Here is a 21,825-nt window from a genome sequence, read left to right as displayed (position 1 = left end):
CGGGAGTGTCCGCGGCATGGATGCCGCGGCCAAGCCCCCACGGAAGGGTTTACGGCGTCTCCCGCAACCGGACCCACCCCGCCATCCCTCAGGAAACCAGCTTCTGCTGTTGCTGTTGCTCCAGCTCGTAGCGGGTGCAGGGCGCAGCCCTGCCGTACCCCTACCCCTTGGCCATTGCCTGCCACCACTGCGACAGCAGCCCCGGCCTGCGCAGGCGCTCGCGCCACCAGCGTAGTGCGGCGCCATCCTCACCGGTGCGCCAGGCCAGCCAGAAGGTTTCCTCCGGCTTGTGCTCCTCCACCTCGCGGATCACCAGTTGGCCCCGCGCCACCGCCGCGCGCGCGCACGGCTCGGGAAGGAAGCCGAAGCCCACGCCTTGGCATTGCAGCTTCAGCTTGCTGGCCATGTCCGGTACGGTCAGCATCTCCTGCCCCATCAACAGGCCCACCGTGCGCGGCAGCAGCCGCCGCGCCGAATCAGAAACGGCGATCGCGCAGTGCTCGACCAGCTGCTCGCGACCGAGCACGCCCGGCACGTTGGCCAACGGATGATCCGGCGCGACCGCGAACACGAACTCCACCGTGCCCAGCGGCTCGACCACATAGCCGCCGCCACTGGGTCCCTCGCCCGGTGCACCGACCAGCAGGTCGGCGCGGCGGTCCAGCAGGGCCTCCCAGGTGCCGGACAGGGCCTCGCCGATCAGCCGCAGCCGTGTCGGCGCCTCCGCCTCACGAAACGCCGCGATGTCCGGCCCCAGCAGCCAGGTCGGGAACACCGAGTCCACCGCCAGGGTCAGTTCGGTCTCCCAGCCCGACGCCACCCGACGCACCCGCAGCTCCAGCTCGCGGGCCGCGCGCAGCAGATGCCGCCCCTCGTCCAGCAGGGCGCGTCCGGCCTCGGTCGGTTCGGCACGCGGGCCGACGCGGTCGAACAACTGGACGCCGAGGTCTTCCTCCAGCTTGGCCACGGTGTAGGAGATGGTCGAAGGCACCTTGTGCAGGGCCTTGCCGGCGCCGGCGAACGAGCCGCGGCGGTCGATGGCGTCCAGGATCTGCAGGGCATCGAGGCTGAGCTTGAGCATTCGAATTTTTCGATGATGACTGTCAAAACTATCCGTTTTTCAAACCCCAGGCGCAAGCGGATACTTCTCTCCAACGGGGAAACACGGCGACTACCAGCCCACCCCGCCCCATCGAAAACATCGAACAAGGAGATTCCATCATGCTGCAGATCCGCAAGAGCGCTACCCGTGGCCTGGCCGAGCATGGCTGGCTGTCCTCGCGCCATACCTTCTCCTTCGCCAACTACTACGACCCCCGCTACGTCAGCTTCGGCCCGCTGCGGGTGATCAACGAAGACAAAGTGATTGGCGGCCAGGGCTTCGGCACCCACAGCCACAGCAACATGGAGATCGTTTCCTATGTGCTGGGCGGCGCGCTGGAGCACAAGGACTCGATGGGCACCGGCTCGGTGCTGCGCTACGGCGACGTGCAGCGCATGAGCGCCGGCAGCGGTGTCAGCCACAGTGAATTCAACCACTCGGCCGACGAGACCGTGCACTTCCTGCAGATCTGGATCTTCCCGGACACCGAGAACATCACGCCGTCCTACGAGGAGACTCACTTTGCGCCGGAGACCAAGCGCGGCCAGCTGCGCCTGATCGCCTCGCCAGACGGTGCCGATGGTTCGCTGCGCATCCACCAGGATGCCCGCATCTTCGCCACCATCCTCGATGGTGGCCAGAAGCTCCACCACGCGCTCGGCAACGGCCGTGGCGCCTATGTGCAGGTAGCCCGCGGCCAGCTGCAGGTCAATGGCATCACCCTGGAAGCCGGTGATGCGCTGCAGGTCAGCGACGAAGCGCAGCTGACCCTGGAAAACGGCAATGATGCCGAAGTGCTGGTGTTCGACCTGCCGCTGTAACCGTAGCGCCCGCGATGCTGCAGAACATCGCGGGCGCTTCTGTGCAGAACATCACCGGACGTACTGGCCAGCGGCGCCTTCCGGATCACCACCGTCGTGCTCATGTACAGGCCTCCGACAGCGGCCGGCGGAATGCCGACCGTGTCGCCACTGTCCGCACGGTGCGTCAATCCCGGGTCACGTGTTCAGGTCACTGCATTCGTATGCGTCACCCGATGTCACGTTTGGCACTTGCCGACACGACCTGAAAACGTTTTCATGGATGATCCTTGGAGCTTCGCATCGCGCATGACGCCTTCATCCCCACGTGCCCAGCAGCACGCCACCCGCGCCGCCTTCTTCATTCCCGGATTCGCCACGGCCGCATGGGCGCCGATGGTGCCCTTTGCCAAGGCCAAGGCCGGGCTGTCCGATGCCAGCCTCGGCGCGGTACTGCTGTGCCTCGGCCTGGGCTCGTTGCTGGCGATGCCGCTGGCAGGTGCGTTGACGGGGCGGCTGGGCTGCCGCCGGGTGATGGTGATCACCTGCGCGATGATGCTGTGTGCCCTGCCCTTGCTGGTGCTGGCGCCCTCGCCGGTGGCACTGGGTGCGGCCCTGTTCGTGTTCGGCGCCGGCGTCGGTGCGCTGGATTGTGCGATGAACATGCAGGCCGTAGCGGTCGAGCGCGACGCCGGGCGCGCGATGATGTCCGGCTTCCACGCCTTCTACAGCATCGGTGGCTTCGTCGGTGCCGGCTGCATGACCGGCCTGCTGATCCTGGGTACGCCGTTGTGGCTGGCCGCGCTGGTTTCGGTGGCGGCACTGCTGCTGGTCGCGGTGCTGTCGGCACCGCACTGGCGCCCGCAACGGATACTGCACGAAGGCCCACTGCTGGCGCTGCCGCACGGCGTGGTGCTGTTCATCGGCGTGCTGGCCTTCGTGGTGTTCCTCGCCGAGGGCTCGATGCTGGACTGGAGCGCGGTGTTCCTCACCGACGTGCGGCAGGTGCCGCGTGACCAGGCTGGTGCCGGCTTCGCGCTGTTCACCCTGGCGATGACCGCGATGCGCCTGCTCGGCGACGGCATCGTCGAGCGCCTCGGCCGGACCCGCACCCTGGTCATCGGTGGCATCACCGCTGCAGCCGGCTTCACCTTGGCCACGCTGGTACCGTCGTTCCCGGTGGCGCTGGCCGGCTACGTACTGGTCGGGCTGGGCTGCGCCAACATCGTGCCGGCGTTGTTCTCGATGGCGGGGCAACAGCGGGTGATGCCGGAGAGCATCGCCATCACCGCGGTGACCACGCTGGGTTACGCCGGCATCCTCGCCGGCCCGGCAGCGATCGGCGCACTGGCACACGCCACCAGCCTCGGCTTCGCCTTCCTGTGCGTGGCCGCGCTGCTGCTGGGCGTCGCGGCGTCTGCGCGCTCGCTGGCAAGACGGGTGGCCTGACAGAAAAAGGGGACGGAGGGGATTAAGTCGTTTCTAGCGCAAGTGTGCGGGAAACGACTTAATCCCCTCCGTCCCCTTTTTCTCAGCTGCGCGCCAGCCACTCGGCCTGGGCAGGCAGCTGTGGGGCCGGGCAGGCACTCTGCGGATGGTGCTCGTCGCGCGCCATCCAGTCATCGACCACCCCCGCCAGCAGGTCCAGCCGCAACGGCAGGGTGATGTGATCCTCGCCGCGCATTTCGATGTAGTGCGCGCGCGGGTTGGCCTGCGCAAGCTCGCGCCCCTGGCTGACCGGGATATGCTGATCGCCCTGCCCGTGCAGCAGCAGCACGCAGGCGTGGGTATCGGCCAGCGCACGCGCCACGTCCACGCGGTCCAGATCGACGTCGATGCGGCGGCTGGCGGCGGCGATCACCTGGTTGATGTCCTGGCCGCCATAGCGCCAGCGCGCGTACGAGGCCACCGCCTGCGCCTTCAGGCCCTCCGGCTGCAGCCCCATCAGGTGCGGGATCATGGTACGGATCGCCACGCCAGCGTTGGCGAACGATTCCATCGCCACCACGCCTTGCACCTGGTCGCCCAGCTTGTCGGCGGTGAAAACCGCCGTGGCCGCGCCGTAGGACACACCGAACAGGTACAGCGGCCCGGTCACTTCGCCGCGCGCGCGCAGCTCACCGATCACATCGACCACGTCATCGGATTCATAGGTGCCATAGCCGGAGGGGCCGGCACCGGACTGGCCATGGTTGCGCAGGTCGAGGGTGATCACGCGATAGCCGGATTCGGCCAGCTGCAGCGACCATGGCAGCATCGAATCACCGTTCATCATCCAGCCATGCAGCAGCACCACGGTGCCGCGCGGCGCCTGCGCTTGGAACGGCTGCGGCACGGCCACGCGCAGGCCGGTATCCAGCGGCAGGCCGTTCTCGTGGCGCTGCGGCAGGTAGTGGTAACGCGCGCCGTAATCGCCGGGATCGAACACACGCCAGAAGATCGGCACCCCATCGCGGCCCGGCGCGAAGCCATGGCGGTTCGGTAGTTCGGCAATGGCCGCGGCGATGCGCGGACGATCAAGCAGGGTCGACACACCACCTGGCGCAATCAGCCGATCGGCGAGCGAGGTGGATGCGGCATTCATCGAGGAGGAGCATGCAGCCAGCCACAGGCCGGCGCACGCCAGCAACAACAGCAGCAGGCGCTTCATATGACGTCATAGGGGTGAATCAGGCAGGCCGAGACGTTAACTCCCCGATAGGCCGGTCATCTATCGCGCACGGATGACGACTTGATGACAGCGCAGGAACGATTCAGCTTGGTGTACAAGCCGTATCCGTTCAGTCATTGATCCGGATCAATGAACACGCATGCGGGATTGCCCACAGTGCCGCCATGCGCACCTCGTTCAAGCTCGCCATTGCCCTGGCCGCCACGGTGGCCGCCGCCTACGGCATCGCCCGCAGCACGCCCTACTGGTTCGCACCGCGGCAGATGGCGCAGGTCGACATCCACGACCCGGCGCTAATCGCGCAGGGGCAGTACCTGTCGCGCGCCGCCGACTGCGCGGCGTGCCACACCGCGCCGGGCGGCAAGCCGTTCGCCGGTGGCCTGGGCATGCAGACACCGATGGGCACGATCTACTCGACCAACATCACGCCCGATGCGGACACCGGCATCGGTGCCTACGACTACGCCGACTTCGAACGCGCGGTGCGCCGTGGCATCCGCCATGATGGCCAGCCGCTGTATCCGGCGATGCCGTACGCCTCGTACGTGATCGCCAGCGATGCCGAGATCAAGGCGCTGTACGCCTATTTCATGGGTTCGGTGCAGCCGGTGAAACAGGACAACGCCGACAGCACCATTCCATGGCCGGCCAACATGCGCTGGCCACTGGCCTGGTGGCAAATGCTGTTTGCACGCCCGCGCAGCTTCCGCCCGGATCCAGCGCTGGATGCCGTCCAGCAGCGCGGCGCCGAACTGGTGGAAGGCCTGGCCCACTGCGGCGCCTGCCACACGCCACGCGGGCTGGCGTTCCAGGAAAAGGCGATGGCCGATGATGGCAGCCGCCAGTTCCTGTCCGGCTCGGTGCTGGAAGGCTGGTACGCGAAGAACCTGCGCAATGAATCGACCGGCCTGGCCAGCTGGAGCGAGGGTGAGATCGTCGACTTCCTTCGTACCGGACGCACCGATCGCTCGGCGGCCTTCGGTGGCATGGCCGACGTGGTCGAGCACAGCACGCAGTACCTGTCCGACGCTGACCTGCTGGCCATGGCGCGCTACCTGAAACAGCTGCCCGCGCGTGAGGGCCGCAGTGCCCAGTGGTCACCCGGTACCGACACCACCACGGCCGCACTGCGCAGCGGCGACTACCGTGTTGCCGGTTCGCTCGCCTATGCCGAGCACTGCCAGGCCTGCCACCGTGCCGACGGTCGTGGCATGCCCCGCGTCTATCCGGCCCTGGCCGGCAACTCGATCGTGTTCGCCGATGATCCCAGTTCACTGGTACAGGTGACCCTGATCGGCGGACGCACGCCGCATACCCCGCACGACCGCATGGCCTTCACCATGCCTGGCTTCGAGCAGCTGCCGAATGCACAACTGGCACAGATCCTGACCTTCATCCGCAGCAGCTGGGGCAACCAGGCCGGCGCGGTGAGCGAGGTCGATGTGGCGCGCATGCGCCGGGTGGTGCGCGACAAGCCGGTGCATTACGTTCCGCAGGAGACTGCACGATGAAGCGCTCGCGCAAACGTTCCCGCCGGCTGATCGGTAGTGCGATCACCGTGGTGCTGCTGGCCGGTGCCAGCGCCCTCGCCTACCGTCACCTGTACCCGGACCTGGATGCTGCCGTAGCCAGCACGATCGATATCCTCGATGCGCAGGGCAAGGTGGTCGGGCACTACCACGCACCCAGCGCCGAGGAGATCGCCGGGCTGGGCAATGCCGAATCGGTGATGCTCGGCCGCCGCATCCTCAACGAAACCGCGCGCCTGCTGCCGGACAACGTCGGCAACGATCTGAACTGCAACTCATGCCACCTGGCCGAGGGCAAGAGGCCCTTCGGCAACCACTACTTCAATACCGGTGGTGGTGCCTATCCGCGCTACATGCCGCGCCCCGGCAAGGTCATCGGGCTGACCGAGCGCATCAACGGTTGTCTGCAGCGTTCGATGAACGGCAAGCCGTTGCCGAAGGACTCGCCACAGATGCGCGCGATGCTCGATTACATGGCATGGCTGAGCAGCCCGGTGCCGGACGGCGCGCGCGTGGCTGCTCCCAGCGAAGGGCCGATCAACAACACGCTGACGCCGGACCCGATCCGTGGCCAGGCACTGTACGCCGCGCAGTGTGCTGCCTGCCACGGCGACAACGGCGAAGGCCGGCGCGACGCCAGCGGAGACATCGCTTTCCCGCCGCTGTGGGGCGACCACAGCTTCAACATTGGCGCCGGCATGGCGCGCCTGTACAAAGCGGCCGGTTTCGTCAAGCACAACATGCCGCCGGCGGTGACCCGCGAGCCGCCACTGGGGCAGCAGGTGATGCCCGACCAGGATGCGGTGGACATCGCCAGCTACTTCATCAACCAGCCGCGGCCGGACTTCGCCAACAAGGCCAAGGACTGGCCGCGCGACCCGAAACCCAAGGACGCGCGCTACTGAAGCAAGTGGCGGGTGCGGGCCGTCCCACAACACGGTTCCTGCATATTCACGTCATGCCGATGTCATTGGCATTGCTGACACTCCGGGGCTTCCCACCCCTGAAGGTCCGGTCTCGATGCGAACGTTCGCGCGCTTTCCCCGTGTCTCCCTGCTTGCCCTGCTGATCGCCCCCGCACTGGACGCCCTGGCCGAAGCACCGCAGGGCGCGGCGGCCGAGGCGCGCAGCAGCGAGGCGCGTACCCTCGACCAGGTGCAGGTCATCGGCCAGGCCACCAGCTACGCCAAGACCTCGGTGCGTGCGGAAACGCTGAACCGGCAGACGGTGATGAGCAGCGTCAACGACGCGCTCAACGAAGTGCCCGGCGTGGTGGTCAGCGAAGCCGACTCCACCGGTTCGTCGGTGTGGGGCACGCAGATCAGCATGCGCGGCTTCGTCACCAACCGCGATACCCAGCAGATCGGCACCACCATCGACGGCCTGCCCAATGGAGGCTCGGGCTACGGCGGCGGTTCGCTGGCCAACCGCTACATCGACACCCTCGATCTGGAAACGGTGGAGGTCAGCCAGGGCACCGCCGACATTTCCTCGCGCTCGAACGAAGCGCTGGGCGGCACCCTCAACTTCCTCACCAGCGATCCGCTGCAGGACAGCCGCCTGCGCTTCGTGGTCGGTGCCGGTGACAACGAAGCACGCAAGTACTACGTGCGCTACGACACCGGCCTGCTGGGCGGCCATACGCGCGCCTGGGTCAGTGCCTCTTCGGCCCGCGTGCATGACTGGATCGACGGCAGCGGCAAGACCAGCAACGACCACATCGCCGGCAAGTTCATCACCGAGTTGGATCGCTGGACGCTGACCGGCTACCTGTCCTACAACGATGCCGACGAGCCGGAGTACACCAGCGTCTCGCCGAAGGGCTTCGCCACCAATCCGGACCGCGACAACCTGGTCGGCACCCTCACCGGCATTCCCTACCTGGACCAGAACTACCGTTCCGGCTCGCGTGCGCTGCGCGAGAACACCTTCGGCTACCTGCGCGCGGCCTTCGACGGCGGCAACGGATTCAAGGCCTCGATGGCCGCCTACGGGCACCGCATGCAAGGCCGTGGCGACTGGCTGCCACCCTACCTGGCGCAGGTCAGCGATGATGGCGCGGGCCGCCCAGAATCGGAATACCTCGGTGGCAAGACCGTGTACGGTGGCAGCAACCGTGGCCAGATCTTCTTCGTCAATCCCGACGGCAGCGCTGCGCAGCGCCTGGCCAGCTGTACGCCGCGGCTAGGCTTCACTGCCGAGTACGATCCGAACTGCTATGCCGGCAACGTGCTGGGCGCGCAGTCGTATCGCCACACCCACTATGACAATGACCGCATGGGCGTGACCGCCGACGTCGAGTGGCGGCAGACCTTCGGTGCGGTCGACAACACGATCCGCGGCGGCCTGTGGGTGGAGAAGCTGGACCGCTCTGCCCGCCGCGATTGGCACCGCCTGCTCAACGTCGGCCAGGACATCGGCTTCGACCACCAGCCCTACTGGGTCCAGTTCGAGGACAAGTACAAGGTCGACGAGCAGATGTACTACGTCGAGGACGTGGCCCGCTTCGGCCCGTTCAGTGCACGCCTGGGCGTGAAGCAGTTCTTCGTCGACCAGTCCCGCCGCCGCGTGATCGGTGCCAGTGAGCACGTCAAATCTGATTCCAAGTCCGACCCGCTGCTGTCCACCGGCTTCACCTGGGCGCCGGGCGTGGAAGGCATGGAGCTGTTCGCTGGCTTCTCGCAGAACTTCGCCGCCATTCCTTCCGGCGTTCTCGGCGAGACCGACCCGCAGCGCTTCCGTAACGTCGAGCCGGAGACCGCCGACAACATCGAAGTAGGCATGCGCATCAGCCGCTGGCCGCTGACCGCCTCGGTCACCCTGTACAACATCAAGTTCGACAACCGCATCGTCTACCTGCCGGCCGGATTCGTCAGCGGCATCGACTACCTGGGCGAGACCGACGGCGTCTACGAGAACTTCGGCGGCGTGGAGAGCAACGGCCTGGAGGCCGCCTTCGGCTACGGCTGGGACAACGGCTGGCGACTCAACGCTGCCTATACCTACAACCGCTCCAAGTACCTGGGCAGTGGCGACGCCGCACGTGATACCCAGTTGGGCATCGTCGACGGCGCCAAGGTGATCGGCCAACCCGAACAGACCCTGGTGCTGTCGGCGGACTGGCAGGGTGAGAACTGGAACTTCGGCCTGTCCGGTCGCTACCTGGGCACGCGCTACCTCGATGCCGCCAACGTCAACAAGCTGCCTTCGGCCACCGTGTTCAACGCCAACATCGGCTTCGACCTGCAGGGCCTGTCGCCGCGCCTGAAGGGCATGGGCGCCAACCTGGTGGTGAGCAATCTGACCGACAAGCGGTATCTTGCAGGGGTGGACGGCCGCGACAACGCCTTCATCGGCGCCCCGCGCACCGTCGGCATCTCCTTCCGTGTGGACCTGTGAGTGAGCCCGTGACCGATATCGGCCGACGCCGGTTGTTGCAGGCCGGCGTTGCCGCCGGCCTTTCCCCGCTGCTGCCCAGCATCGCCCGGGCCGCAGCGATCGCCCCCGCCGCGCAGACGCGAAGCCTCGAAGACCTGCAGCACATCGTGGTGTTCATGCAGGAGAACCGTTCGTTCGACCACTATTTCGGCACACTGCCGGGTGTACGGGGTTTCGGCGATCGCTTCGTCGCTCCGGCGCAGGCACTGCAGGCCGGCGGCCGCGCGCGCAGCCTGTGGCTGCAACCCGATGCCAGCGGCAAGCGCGCGATCGCACCGTTCCCGCTGGATACCGCTGCGCACTTCGGCTACATGCGGGTGGAAGGCACGCCGCACACCTGGCCGGATGCACAGCGGGCCTGGGACCACGGACGCATGGGGCAATGGCCGAAGGCCAAGCAGAACCACTCGATGGGCTACTTCCAGCGCAGCGACCTGCCCTTCCAGTTCGCCCTGGCCGATGCCTTCACCATCTGCGACGCCTACCACTGCGCGATGCAGGCCGGAACCAACCCGAACCGGGTGTTCCTGTGGACCGGCCACAACGATGCCGCCGCGCGCGCTGGTGGCCCGGTGATCGCCAACTCGCACGACAACTTCCCGGAACATGGCGGGCATCCAGCGTCATACCGTTGGACCAGCTATGTCGAACGCCTGCAGAAGGCAGGCGTTTCCTGGCAGATCTACCAGGACATGGCCGACAACTTCACCGACAACCCGCTGGCTGGCTTCGAGGCGTTCCGCCAGGCTTACCGCGCTGCACCCGGTCATGACCCGCAGCTGCGCGCACGCGGGGTCAGCACGCGTGGACTGGCGCAGCTGCGCCAGGACGTCATCGACGGACGCCTGCCACAGGTCAGCTTCATCATCGCCGACGCGGCCGGCAGCGAGCATCCCGGCCCCTCCAGCCCGGCCCAGGGCGCGGCCTATACCGCGCGCGTGCTGGATGCGCTGACTGCCGATCCGGAAGTGTGGAGCCGCACCGCCCTGCTGCTGATGTTCGACGAGAACGACGGCTTCTTCGACCACATGCCGCCACCGGCACCGCCTTCGCCGGTGGGCGGGGGCTGGGCGGGTGCGTCCTCGGTGAGCACCGAGGGCGAGTACCACCACCATCCGGCCCCGGGCGACGAAAAGTACGACGCGGCCGAACTGCGCGGCCGTCCGTATGGGCTGGGCCCGCGCGTGCCGCTGTACGTGATTTCGCCCTGGAGCCGCGGTGGCTGGGTCGATTCGCAGGTGTACGACCACACCTCGGTCATACGGCTGATCGAACGCCGCTTCGGCGTGGCCGCACCGGACATCTCGCCTTGGCGCCGCGCGGTCTGCGGTGACCTGAGCAACGCCTTCGACTTCGCCCAGCGCGATACCCGTCCGTTCGTACGCGGCCTGCCCGACGTGAGCGCGGTGGCCGCACGTGCCGCCGCCCTGCCGGGACGCACCGTGCCGGCGTTGCCTGACGGACTGAAGCCGGCGAAACAGGAAAGCGGCGTACGCCCAGCGCGCGCCCTGCCCTATCGGCCGCAGGCATCGATTGCTGCGATCGACGCCTCGGGCGTGGACCTGACGTTGTCCTGCGAAGGTGCGGCAGCAGTCCTGCATGTCTATGATCGGCTGCGGCTGGATGCGGTGCCACGCCGCTATACGCTGGTGCCGGGCACGCCACTGCAGGCGCGTTGGCCGCTGGATGCGCACGGTCGCTACGACCTGTGGCTGCTGGGCCCGAACGGCTTCCACCGCCATTTCCAGGGGGCGGCCAAGGCACCCGCCGTGCAGGCTGCGGTCGAGCGTGCGGACGACCAGCTGCGGCTGAACCTGCGCAACCTGGGTGACAGCGCACAACAGGTACGCGTGCATGCCGGTGCCTATGCCGGGCACATGCCCGAGCAGGCACTGGCGCTGCCCGCGCATGCAGAGACATCGCTGGCGTGGGATGCGATGCCTACCGCCGGCTGGTATGACCTGCGCGTCAGCGCGGGTGAGAGCGTGCTGCGCCTGGCAGGCCGGGCCGAGGATGGACGCCCCGGCACCAGCGACCCGGCGATGGGCAGCGAACCGCTGCGCTTCGAACACGATTGATGGATCTCTGTAGAGCCGGGCCCAGGCTCGGCCCTACAGTGCGGCTGTACTGATCAGGCCTCCTGCAGCCCCGGCCGACCGTGTTCCACCGCATAGCGTTTCCAGCTCTGCAGCGCGCCATTCGGCTGCATCACGGCATCCAGCGTCTTCATGTCGCCGATCCACGCATCGCGGGTGACATCGCACAGCACATAGCCGCGCTTGTCGATGGTCGCCTTCAGGTGCGGACTGTGCCGCAGCTGATTCTGCGCATACGCGTCCACGCCCTGTCCATCGGCGCCCGAGCTGATCGAGGTGGCGAGGAATTCGCTGGAGACCACGCCCGAATCACGATGGTCCTGCACGAGGTCGCTGGCGTAATGCCGGTGCGCGTCGCCACAGGCGGTCACCACGTTGCCGAAGCCGACCTCCTGGATGTGGTCGAGCAGGCGCCGGCGGCTGTCCAGATAACCCGACCACTGGTCATCGGACGACTGCACCGCCCCGTCCTTCTCGCGCATGTAGTTGCCCAGTGCCACCTGGTGGGCGATGGTGTGCCAGCGCGGCGTGGCATCGGCCAGGCCGTCGAACAGCCATCGCTCCTGCTTCGCACCCACAATGCTGCGCGCCGGTGATTCCACTTCCTCACGCAGCGCCATGTTCACCTGCTTGCTGCGGTACTGGCGTGTGTCGAGCAGGTGCAGGTCCATCAGCGTGCCGTAGCGCGCACGCCGGTACATCTGCATGTGGCCATCGCGCGGAAACGCCGATCGGCGCAGTGGCATGTTCTCGTAGTACGCCTGGAAAGCCTGCACGCGACGCAGCAGGAACACCTCGCTGGGCGTATCGTCCTGGTCTTCGGCACCGGCCCAGTTGTTGTCCACTTCATGGTCATCGAAGGTGACGAACCACGGTGCAGACGCATGTGCGGCCTGCAGATCGGCATCGCTCTTGTACTGGGCGTAGCGGCGGCGGTAGTCGTCCAGCGTGTAGGTCTGCGGCCCGACATGATTGCGCAGGTTGGTGAACGGCTGTCCGTTCATCTTCCGCAGGCCCGGCTGGCTTTCGCCCTCGTAGATGTAGTCACCATAGTGGAAAACGAAATCCAGCGGTTCCTCGGCGATGCGCCGCCACGCGGTGTAGTGGCCCTCTTCGTAGTGTTGGCAGCCCGCTACCGCGAAGCGCACCCGATCCACCGCCGTCGTGGCTGCGGGCAGCGTGCGCGTGCAACCCACCGCACTGGCATGGCCGCCCACCGTGAAGCGATACCAGTAAGGCCGGCCCGGTGCCAGTCCTTCCAGCTCCACGTGCACGGCATGGCCCAGCTCGGGATGCGCCATCGCCGAACCCTGGCGCACCACCCTGCGCATACGCTCGTCCGCAGCCAACTGCCATTCGACCACCATCGGCCGGGTCGGCATGCCACCGCCGAACACCAGCGGTTCGGTCGCCAGCCGTGTCCACAGCACCATGCCATCGGCCGAAGGATCACCCGAGGCCACGCCCAGGGTGAACGGAGAGCTGGCAAACCGCGGCGAGGCCAGCAGGTTGCGCGGGTTCAACGCGGTGGCATCGGCCTGTGCGGCCAGCGCGTGCGCCGTACCCATCCAGGCGCCGGCGGCGGACAGGCCAGCCAGGGCCAGGAATCGCCTGCGATTGATCGTATCCACGGCTGCGTCCTCAGTTATAGATGATGTGGAAGTAGAAGAAGCGGCCGTAGTCGTCGATCTCGGTACGGAAGCGCCCATTGGGGCCAGTGCTGTAGGTCGGCTGGGTGTTGAACAGGTTCTTGGCCTCGTACTTCAGCGTCACGTGCCTGCTGACCTTGTGGCTGAAGGCCATGTTGAAGGTCATGTACGGGTCGTAGTACGAATCCAGCCACTGCGTATCGCCGAAGTCGACCAGCATCCGGCTGCGGTAGGTGCCGGACAGGCGCAGCTGCGCGCTCTTCCACGGCATGCGCCAGATCACCGAACCATTGAGCGACCAGTCCGGCTGGTACAGCAGGCGGTCCAGGCGACGCTCGGTGCCATCACTGATGCGGTAGTTGGTCTGGCCATCCAGCCGCGTGGCGTTGAAGTACATGTCGAAGCGCTGGCGGCCCCACTGCAGGTTGCGGTTGGCCACTGCGAACTCGACGCCGCGAAGCCTGGACTCATCGGTGTTCATCGGCTGGGTCACCCGGTAGCGGGTATCACCCACGTTCTCGAAGGTGGTCAGGGTGTAGATGTCGTCCTTGATCACCTTGTCGAACAGCGCGACCGAGACCAGGCCGTTGTTGCCGTTGAAGTACAGGTCCCACGCCAGGTCGATGTTGGTGGAACGGCGCGGCTGCAGATCGGCATTGCCCTGCTTGATGGTGCAGAAGCCCCTGCCCTCTTCGTCATCGCCACAGCTGGTGCTGGTGGCCTGGGCGATGTTGCTCGGCGTCGGCCGGCCCAGCGTGCGGCTGGCGGAGAAGCGCAGGCGCTGGTCCTCGCTCAGCTTGAACGTCGCATTCAATGAGGGCAGCAGATTGTTGTAGCCACCGCTCGTGTTGCGGAAGGCGGAGGTATACGTAGCGCCGCCATCATCGCTGAATGGGCTGTAGGCATCGAAGCGGGTGTGGTCGTAGCGCAGGCCGCCGATCAGCAGCAGCCTGTCCCAGGCGTAGTGCGCGGAGACGTAGGCATTGGTGATGTCCTCCACGTACTTGTAGTCGCTGGTGAAGTTGGCATTCGGATACGCCGCATTGTTGTTGCCCAGTTCCGGCAGCAGTTCCTCGTTCCACTTGCGGTTGTCGATTAGCGGGAAGCCAGGCACGCTGCCCAGCAGGGTCGAACCCGGGTACAGGTAATCGTTCAGCGTCGCGCTGCTCTTGTAGTAGTCGAAGTCGATGTCCTGCCAGATCTTCAGGTGGCGGTACTCCGCACCAGCAGCCAGGCCGAAGCCACGTGCATCGGCATCAATGTTGTAGCTGAAGTCGGCGCGCAGGTTGTCGATGCTCTCCTTGGCATCACGCGGCGAGATATAGGCCTGCGCAGGATTGAGCTTGAACGCCGAGCTGGTCAGCAGGCTGGAATCGGAAACCGCCACCGCATTGGGAAAGCCATGGCTGTCATTCTCGTAGTCGACGAACAGGTTGCTCGGGTAGGCGCGTACCCCCCAGTAGACCTGATTGTTGTGGAAGGTTTCTTCGGTGTGGCCACCGCGCAGGGTCAGCCGCGAGCGATCACCGATATCCCAGTTGAAGCTGGCGATGGCACCGCGGTTGCTGCGGTCCCAGCGGTCGTGCCGGTTCTTGATGTAGATGCTGTTGATCTGGGTGGTGCCGCTGTCCTCGGTCTGGTTGCGGATCGGGAACTTGGCATTGCCGTACAGATCGGTCTTGTTCATCGTCGAGTTCTCATAGAACCGGTACGAGTACAGCAGCAGTGATGCGTAGAACGGATCATCCGATGGCTTCCATTCCAGCTTGGCCGAGCCACCAAAATTGGTGATGAAGTTGGTGTAGGTGCCGGTGCTGAAATTGCCCGGCGCGCGCAGCCCGTTCCAGCCCTTGGCCTCGTCCGGCCCGGTGGTGCCGTCGGTGAGGTACTTGCCGGTGTCGTTGTAGTAGTAGTTCGACTCCACCCAGCGCTTGACGCTGTTGCGCGAACGCTGCTCATAGCGCGCCACCGCAACGATGCCGAAGTCCTGGTCGGCACCGAACTGGTTGGAGAACACCATCTTGGCGCTCTTGCCGAAGTGACCCAGGGTCTCGTGGTTCCCACCGGCGCTGCGCTCGACATTGGTTTCGGCCGTGGAGTAGATGCCGGCTACATCGGCGAACACATACTTGCCGGAACGGTCGAAGGCGCTGCGGCTGATGATGTCGATCACACCGCCGATCGCGTCCGGCGCCTGTTCTGCACTGAAGCTCTTGTAGATGTCAGTACGGGTACCGATATCGCTGGGAATCAGCTGCAGGTTGTTCATGCGCTCACCCGAGCCACTGCCACCCACGCTGGCAATCGCAATGCCATCAATCGTGGTGTAGTTGAGGTTGGCCTGCACGCCACGCACGGTCACGTAACGGGGCTCGCCGGCATCTTCCACCGCACTCAGGCCCGGCGCGGCCATCAGGCTTTCGGCCAGGGTTTCGTCGCCGTAGCTGTCCATTTCGTCATAGATCACCGAATCCTTGATCACCGGCGAAGTCTTCTTCTGGTCGATCACCTCGTGCGCGGCGATCACCTTCACCGTGCCCAGGGTCGGCGCAACCACTGCCTCGGCCTCGCGCGGCTTCGGCGCGACCGGCTTCGGTTCGTTGCGTGCGGGCGCCGGATCGATGGCGATGACGTTGCCGTCAACCACGGTGTAGCCCAGTCCAGTCCCTGCCAGCAGTGCGTCAAGCGCCTGCTTGACGGTCGCACCACGCGGCACCGCCCCGGCCATGTGCGCTTCACCGCTGCCCGAATACAGGAACTGCACGCCGGAGCTGCGCGACAACTGCTCCAGCGCACGCGACAGGGGCTGTGCTGCGATCGGCGCCGATACGCGGACCTCCAGGCCATCGGCAGTGGCCGCGGACGCCAGCGGAACGGCGCAGGGAGACAGAGCGAGGAGGATCGACAGGTAGAGCGTGTTGCGCATCACGGGTCCTTGGAAGAGAGAAGGCAGCAGGTGCCACTGCGCAGATCGGCAGCGGCTTCTTCCAAGTAAGAGCCCGCTTCCACCGAAGTGGAGAATGCGGATTCGATGAATCTTTTCTGACAGTGCACGGCCACGTCGCCCTCAGCGACTGCCAACCCGCACCGTGTCGCCTTCGCGACGGACGACGAAGCGTGGATCGCGTTCGAGGAAGGCCTGCAGCGCGCCGATGCGATGCGCATCCAGGCTGCCGGACAGCCGCGCCGACGCCGCACCTTCATCCAGCACCCGCACCTGCACCTGGTTGTGCCGGTTGAAGGCGGCGGCCACCTCATCCAGCCGCTCGTCCAGGAAGGACACCTTGCGTTGCTGCCAGTCCAGCAGCATCGACAACGGCACATCCAGCGTCTCCACGGCCTGACTTCGCGCGTCGACCTGTACCACCCGGCCTTCGCCCAGTTGCGCAAGGCGCCGGGCGCCCTCGCCCTGGCTCCATACCTCCACCTCGCCGGAGACCACGCCGATGCGCGTCCCCTGCAGCCGTCGGGACACGTCGAACACCGTGCCGATGTCGCGGATCTCCAGCCCGTTCACCTGCACGTTGAACGGCCGTCGGTCGCGTGCAATGTCGAACGAGGCCTCGCCCTGGAGCAGCTCCACCCTGCGGCTGAACCAGCCCATGCGTACCCGCAGCCGGCTGTCCGCGTTGAGCCGCACCTGGGTCTGGTCGGGCAGCACCAGCACACGCAGTTCACCATGGTTGGCGCTGTACAGCTGGTCGGTGGGCATCAGCTGCGGAACCAGGCCCACGCCAAGCAGTGCAACACTGGCGACGGCAGCCGCCACCCACCAGCGCGCGTGGCGACGACGCGGCGCAGCGCGCGGCGCGGCCTGTGCGCTACCGAACAGGGGCACCACCTTGGCGGCACCCTGCCGTGGCAGCAGCGGCGCCTCTTCCGGCAATGGCGGTTGCAGCGCCTCACCGACCTGCCGATGCAGCGCGAGGGCGTGCATGTACGCGCGCACGTGTTCCGGCGAGCGCTTCATCCAGTCCAGGAATGCACCCCGCTCGGCCTCGCCCAGCATTCCGTCGCGATTGCGCAGGAACCAGTCCATGGCCTCGCAGGCGATCATGTCGTCGACCACGGGGGATGGGTTCCGGTTCATGTGTGCTCCCTGGCGCCAAGCGCCTTCCTGCACGCCTCCAGCCCCTTGCCGATGTGCTTGCGCACCATGTGCACCGACACCTGCAGCTGCTGGCTGATTGCGGGGCAGTCCAGCCCGTCGCGGTAGTGCAGCTCCATCACCCGCCGCGTGGTCGTCGGCATCCGTGCGATGGTGGCGCGGATATCGTTCCAGCGCTGCGCGCGCTCGAATGTACCTTCGATGTCTTCTTCGCTTTTCAGCACTTCGGCCAGAAGGTCGACGTCCTCCAGCGGCGGCAGGGACGAACGCGAGCGTGCATGCTCCCGTGCAAGATTGGCCGCGACCGTGAACAGGTAGGCCTCGGGGTTCTCGATCGCTGCGGCATTCTCGCCGGTGGCCCGCAGCAACCGCAGGTAAACCTCCTGCGCGAGGTCCTCGGCATCTTCGCTGGCAGAACCGCGGCGCAGGAAGAAGCCACGCAGCAGCCGTCGCCGCAGGGCGTAGCCCTTCTCCCATATCCTCACGCTGTTCACGGCCGGCCAACCACCCCGAGGCTGGAAAGCCCTGCAGGGTGACGGCCATCGATGACAGTGGCGTTTCAACAGCCCACAGGCAGCGGCTAGAATGCCGCCCCTGCAGTTTCCGGCAGCCGGCACAAGGAGTGCCCCGCAATGAACGCCCGCACCGCCATCAACACCCTCAGCAGCCTGCTGTTCCTGCTGCTGGTCGCACACACCACCGCCTACCAGCAGCAGATGTGGCCACCCAGCCGGGTCGTCCACGTGCATCCGGTGGTCGTCGCCCTCGCCTACGCGCTGGGCCTGCTCACCCTGCTGCTGTGGATCGGAGGACGTCGCTTGCCGGAACGCTGCCAGCAGCTCGCAGGCTGGCTGCCGATCGTGGCCTGGTGCCTGCTGGGCGTCGGCGTGGCGGTCATCCCGATGTTCTTCCCGGGCCTGTCCCCGGCCTGATCAGCGGCCGCACGCAGCACACCCGCCCATGATACGGCGCGCCGTGCCAACCCTTGCTTGCCAGAGACCCAAGCCGGGCCCGCCTATCGAAGGCACAGGGCCGGGCCTACGCTTGTCTCCTCGGTGACTACGACGGTCGCCCTTCGCGTCACGGCTCCGCCGTTGCGACCCAGCTCCAGTGCTGTGCGCCCTGCCGGTGTTGTCGCCCAGGCCGAAGTCCAACTGGCGCTTTCTGGAGACAGCCATGAATCAAGTCCTCATTCCCTTCGATACCGATCCACTGGAAACACAGGAGTGGCGCGAGTCGCTGGAGGCGGTGATGCAGGCCGGCGGTCGACCGCGTGCGCATTACCTGATCGACCAGCTGAGCGAACTGGACGCGCAGCAGCACGGCGACCTGCATACGCGCGCGTGGACCGCCTATGTCAACACCATTCCACCCGAGCGCCAGCCGGCCTATCCAGGTAACCTGGCCATCGAGCACCGCTTGAACGCGATGATCCGCTGGAATGCGATGGTGATGGTGCTGCGTGCTGGCAAGCAGTCCAACGTGGGCGGCCACATCGCCACCTACCAATCGGCGGCAGTGCTGTACGACGTGGGTTTCGATCATTTCTTCCGAGGCCGCACCGACGCCTTCGACGGCGACATGATCTACATCCAGGGTCATTCAGCGCCAGGCATCTACGGACGCGCCTATGTGGAAGGCCGCATCGATCCTGCGCGGATGGACAACTTCCGCCGCGAAGCCGGCCGCGAAGGCCTGTCTTCGTATCCGCACCCTCGCTTGATGCCGGAGTTCTGGCAGTTCCCCACCGTGTCGATGGGGCTGGGGCCGCTGACCGCCGCCTACCAGGCGCGCTACATGCGTTACCTCGAGTACCGCGGTCTGAAAGAACACCAGGACCGCCGAGTCTGGGCCTTCCTCGGCGACGGTGAGATGGACCAGCCCGAATCGCTGGCGGCGATCTCGCTGGCCGGGCGCGAGCGGCTGGACAACATCGTGTTCGTGGTCAACTGCAACCTGCAGCGCCTGGACGGTCCGGTGCGTGGCAACGCCAAGGTCATCCAGGAACTGGAAGGCACCTTCCGCGCGGCCGGCTGGAACGTGATCAAGCTGATCTGGGGCAGCGGCTGGGACGACCTGCTGGCCCGCGATCACAGCGGCCTGCTACGCCAGCGCATGATGGAATGCGTGGATGGCGACTACCAGACCTTCAAGTCGCAGAGCGGCGCGTACGTGCGCGAACACTTCTTCGGCCGTTACCCCGAGTTGCTGGAGCTGGTCGCGCACATGAGCGACGACGACATCTGGGCGCTGGCACGTGGTGGCCACGATCCGCAGAAGGTGTACGCCGCCTACCAGCAGGCGGTGAACACCAGCGGCCGGCCGACAGTGATCCTGGCCAAGACGGTCAAGGGTTTCGGCATGGGCGAAGCCGGCGAAGGCCAGAACATCAACCACCAGCTGAAGAAGATGAGCACCGATGCGGTGCACGCCTTCCGCGACCGCTTCAACCTGCCGGTCAGCGACGATCAGCTGGAGGAAATGCCCTATCTGCGCCCGGAACCCGGCAGCGCCGAGGCCGCCTACTTCGCCGAACGCCGCCGCATCCAGGGCGGGCAGTTGCCCGCGCGCCTGGCCAGGGTCGATCCGCTGCCGCTGCCACCGCTGTCGATCTTCAATACCCAACTGCAGGGGAGTGGTGATCGTAGCCAGTCCACCACCATGGGCTTCGTGCGCATCCTCACCAGCCTGCTGAAGGACCCGGAGCTGGGCAAGCTGGTGATTCCGATCGTGCCTGATGAATCGCGCACCTTCGGCATGGAGGGCCTGTTCCGGCAGATCGGCATCCATTCGTACCTCGGCCAGCTGTACACGCCGCAGGATGCCGGCCAGCTGAGCTATTACAAGGAAGCCAAGGACGGCCAGATCCTGCAGGAGGGCATCAACGAATCCGGTGCGATTTGCTCGTGGATCGCCGCCGGCACCGCCTACAGCAACCACGGCCTGGCGACGATTCCGTTCTACATCTTCTACTCGATGTTCGGCCTGCAGCGCGTGGGTGACCTTGCCTGGGCTGCAGCCGATGCACGTACCCGCGGCTTCCTGCTTGGTGCCACCTCCGGCCGCACCACGCTGATGGGCGAAGGCCTGCAGCACGATGACGGCCACAGCCACGTGCTGTCGTCAGTGATCCCGAGCTGCGTGTCCTACGACCCGACCTACAACTACGAGCTGGCAGTGATCATCCACGACGGCCTGCGCCGCATGTACGTCGACCAGGAAGACATCTACTACTACATCACCGTACTCAACGAGAACTACCCGCAGCCGGCACTGCCCGAAGGCGTCGAGGCCGGCATACTGAAGGGCATGTACCTGCTGCATCCGGCAGCCGCCGATGCCGCCTCGCAGCCACGCGTGCAGCTGATGGGCAGTGGCTCGATCCTGCGCGAAGTGGAAGCCGCAGCCGAACTTCTGCGGCAGGACTTCGGCGTCGCCAGCGATGTATGGAGCGCGACCAGCCTGACCGAACTGCGACGCGAGGGCCTCGCCGCCGAGCGCTGGAACCTGCTGCATCCAGCTGCGGAACCGCGTGTGCCGTATGTGCAACAGTGCCTGCGGGGCCACCAAGGGCCTGTGGTGGTGGCCACCGACTACATGAAGATCGTCGGCGACCAGATCCGTCCCTTCATCAACGACCGCCGCTTCACCGCGTTGGGCACCGATGGCTTCGGCCGTTCCGACACGCGTGAGTCGCTGCGCACGTTCTTCGAAGTGGACCGCCACTTCATCGTGCTGGCGGCCCTGAAGTCGCTGGCCGACGAAGGGCGCATCGAGCGCTCGCGGATGCAGGAGGCGATCGACAAGTACGGCATCGACACCGGCAAGCGCGATCCGGCCGCGGTGTAAGGCTGCTGCGTTCACCACGCCCGTTCTGCGGGCGTGGTGCCGGCGGCAACGCTAGGGCATCCGCTTGAACAGGTTGGTCTGCAGGATCGGCGTACCGTCGTGGCCGTAGAACGCCTTGGTCTCGGTCATCGTCGTACGGTCGGCCGCCACGGTATAGATGCGGGTGGAGGCCGGCGTACCGTGGTCCACCAGCTGCATCACCAGCGTGTTCGGCGCCGGCAGTTTCAGGTTGGCCTTGTCTGCGCCATAGGTGCCGGACAAGGGCCCCGGCGTGCCATCCAGCGCCAGCGTGCCGTCGGACTCCATGGTCTTGCCGTCGTGCAGGACGATGTCCACATGTGAACTCCAACGCCCCGCACCGGCGTCCTTGAACTCGAGCACCACCTGCTTCGGGCGTTGCGCCTCTGGCAGCGCGGACGTGGCGATATCCAGCGACCAGCGCCCCAGCAGCGGTGAGGCCGAAGCCTCCACTGCCAGTGCCGGAACAGCGGGTAGCGAAAGCGCAGACAACAACACAGCGGACAACAGTTTCATACGTTGCTCCGTTCCAGTGAAGAAAGCGCTGCGTGACGCGTTGCCGGGC

Annotated in this window: 15 protein-coding genes; 8 read left to right on the top strand and 7 right to left on the bottom strand. The window is 66.2% G+C overall.

The window, feature by feature from the left end:
- Nucleotides 1-160: 160 nt before the first annotated feature.
- Nucleotides 161-1,081 (bottom strand): LysR family transcriptional regulator, encoded by a 921-nt coding sequence (locus V3B30_RS21955; protein ID WP_262083932.1) that lies wholly within the window; start codon nucleotides 1,079-1,081, stop codon nucleotides 161-163.
- Nucleotides 1,082-1,221: 140 nt separating this feature from the next.
- On the opposite strand from V3B30_RS21955, the gene V3B30_RS21950 reads away from it, so the two are divergent.
- Together V3B30_RS21950 and V3B30_RS21945 are read left to right on the top strand one after the other, a co-directional pair.
- The gene (locus V3B30_RS21950; RefSeq protein ID WP_049461316.1) at nucleotides 1,222-1,923 is read left to right on the top strand and encodes a pirin family protein; all 702 of its coding nucleotides are present in this window, start codon (nucleotides 1,222-1,224) and stop codon (nucleotides 1,921-1,923) included.
- Between the two features lie 288 nt (nucleotides 1,924-2,211).
- Nucleotides 2,212-3,351, top strand: a complete 1,140-nt coding sequence (locus V3B30_RS21945) for an MFS transporter (RefSeq protein ID WP_100471941.1) — start codon at nucleotides 2,212-2,214, stop codon at nucleotides 3,349-3,351.
- 82 nt (nucleotides 3,352-3,433) lie between these two features.
- Here V3B30_RS21945 and V3B30_RS21940 read toward each other — a convergent pair whose 3' ends face one another.
- Entirely contained in the window at nucleotides 3,434-4,552 is a 1,119-nt protein-coding gene (locus V3B30_RS21940) for an alpha/beta hydrolase (RefSeq protein ID WP_262083933.1), read from the bottom strand.
- A gap of 185 nt (nucleotides 4,553-4,737) precedes the next feature.
- On the opposite strand from V3B30_RS21940, the gene V3B30_RS21935 reads away from it, so the two are divergent.
- The 4 genes from V3B30_RS21935 (at nucleotide 4,738) to V3B30_RS21920 (ending at nucleotide 11,618) form a co-directional block, all read left to right on the top strand.
- Nucleotides 4,738-6,084, top strand: coding sequence for a cytochrome c (locus V3B30_RS21935; RefSeq protein ID WP_262083934.1), 1,347 nt, complete (start codon nucleotides 4,738-4,740; stop codon nucleotides 6,082-6,084).
- Nucleotides 6,081-7,007 (top strand): c-type cytochrome, encoded by a 927-nt coding sequence (locus V3B30_RS21930; RefSeq protein WP_262083935.1) that lies wholly within the window; start codon nucleotides 6,081-6,083, stop codon nucleotides 7,005-7,007. The genes V3B30_RS21935 and V3B30_RS21930 overlap by 4 nt, the downstream gene beginning before the upstream one ends.
- 115 nt (nucleotides 7,008-7,122) lie before the next feature.
- Nucleotides 7,123-9,501: a TonB-dependent receptor gene (locus V3B30_RS21925; RefSeq protein ID WP_262083936.1), complete on the top strand. Its 2,379-nt coding sequence runs from the start codon at nucleotides 7,123-7,125 to the stop codon at nucleotides 9,499-9,501.
- An 8-nt stretch (nucleotides 9,502-9,509) separates the two neighbouring features.
- Nucleotides 9,510-11,618, top strand: a complete 2,109-nt coding sequence (locus V3B30_RS21920) for a phospholipase C, phosphocholine-specific (protein WP_262083937.1) — start codon at nucleotides 9,510-9,512, stop codon at nucleotides 11,616-11,618.
- A 53-nt stretch (nucleotides 11,619-11,671) separates the two neighbouring features.
- On the opposite strand, the gene V3B30_RS21915 is transcribed toward V3B30_RS21920, so the two are convergent.
- From V3B30_RS21915 to V3B30_RS21900, 4 genes are all read right to left on the bottom strand, one after another.
- Entirely contained in the window at nucleotides 11,672-13,267 is a 1,596-nt protein-coding gene (locus V3B30_RS21915) for an alkaline phosphatase D family protein (protein WP_100471935.1), read from the bottom strand.
- A 10-nt stretch (nucleotides 13,268-13,277) separates the two neighbouring features.
- Nucleotides 13,278-16,211 (bottom strand): TonB-dependent receptor, encoded by a 2,934-nt coding sequence (locus V3B30_RS21910; protein ID WP_262083938.1) that lies wholly within the window; start codon nucleotides 16,209-16,211, stop codon nucleotides 13,278-13,280.
- 141 nt (nucleotides 16,212-16,352) lie between these two features.
- Entirely contained in the window at nucleotides 16,353-17,375 is a 1,023-nt protein-coding gene (locus tag V3B30_RS21905) for a FecR domain-containing protein (RefSeq protein WP_262083939.1), read from the bottom strand.
- Nucleotides 17,372-17,887: a sigma-70 family RNA polymerase sigma factor gene (locus V3B30_RS21900; protein ID WP_262083940.1), complete on the bottom strand. Its 516-nt coding sequence runs from the start codon at nucleotides 17,885-17,887 to the stop codon at nucleotides 17,372-17,374. Before V3B30_RS21900 ends, V3B30_RS21905 begins: the two co-directional genes overlap by 4 nt.
- Nucleotides 17,888-18,025: 138 nt before the next feature.
- Here V3B30_RS21900 and V3B30_RS21895 point away from each other — a divergent pair, with 138 nt between their 5' ends.
- Both V3B30_RS21895 and aceE read left to right on the top strand, forming a co-directional pair.
- On the top strand, nucleotides 18,026-18,325 hold the full coding sequence (locus V3B30_RS21895) for a hypothetical protein (protein ID WP_262083941.1): 300 nt from the start codon (nucleotides 18,026-18,028) through the stop codon (nucleotides 18,323-18,325).
- Between the two features lie 244 nt (nucleotides 18,326-18,569).
- Nucleotides 18,570-21,242: a pyruvate dehydrogenase (acetyl-transferring), homodimeric type gene (aceE, locus tag V3B30_RS21890; protein WP_262083942.1), complete on the top strand. Its 2,673-nt coding sequence runs from the start codon at nucleotides 18,570-18,572 to the stop codon at nucleotides 21,240-21,242.
- A 51-nt stretch (nucleotides 21,243-21,293) separates the two neighbouring features.
- Here the strand turns inward: aceE and V3B30_RS21885 are convergent, their stop codons facing one another.
- The gene (locus V3B30_RS21885) at nucleotides 21,294-21,776 is read right to left on the bottom strand and encodes a LuxR family transcriptional regulator (protein ID WP_262083943.1); all 483 of its coding nucleotides are present in this window, start codon (nucleotides 21,774-21,776) and stop codon (nucleotides 21,294-21,296) included.
- Nucleotides 21,777-21,825: the final 49 nt, after the last annotated feature.

The sequence above is a fragment of the Stenotrophomonas sp. SMYL41 genome (genome assembly GCF_036319965.1).
GTDB lineage: Bacteria > Pseudomonadota > Gammaproteobacteria > Xanthomonadales > Xanthomonadaceae > Stenotrophomonas > Stenotrophomonas maltophilia_R.
Note: the sequence above shows the minus strand (reverse complement) of the source record. Positions and strands in the feature narration are given on the sequence as shown.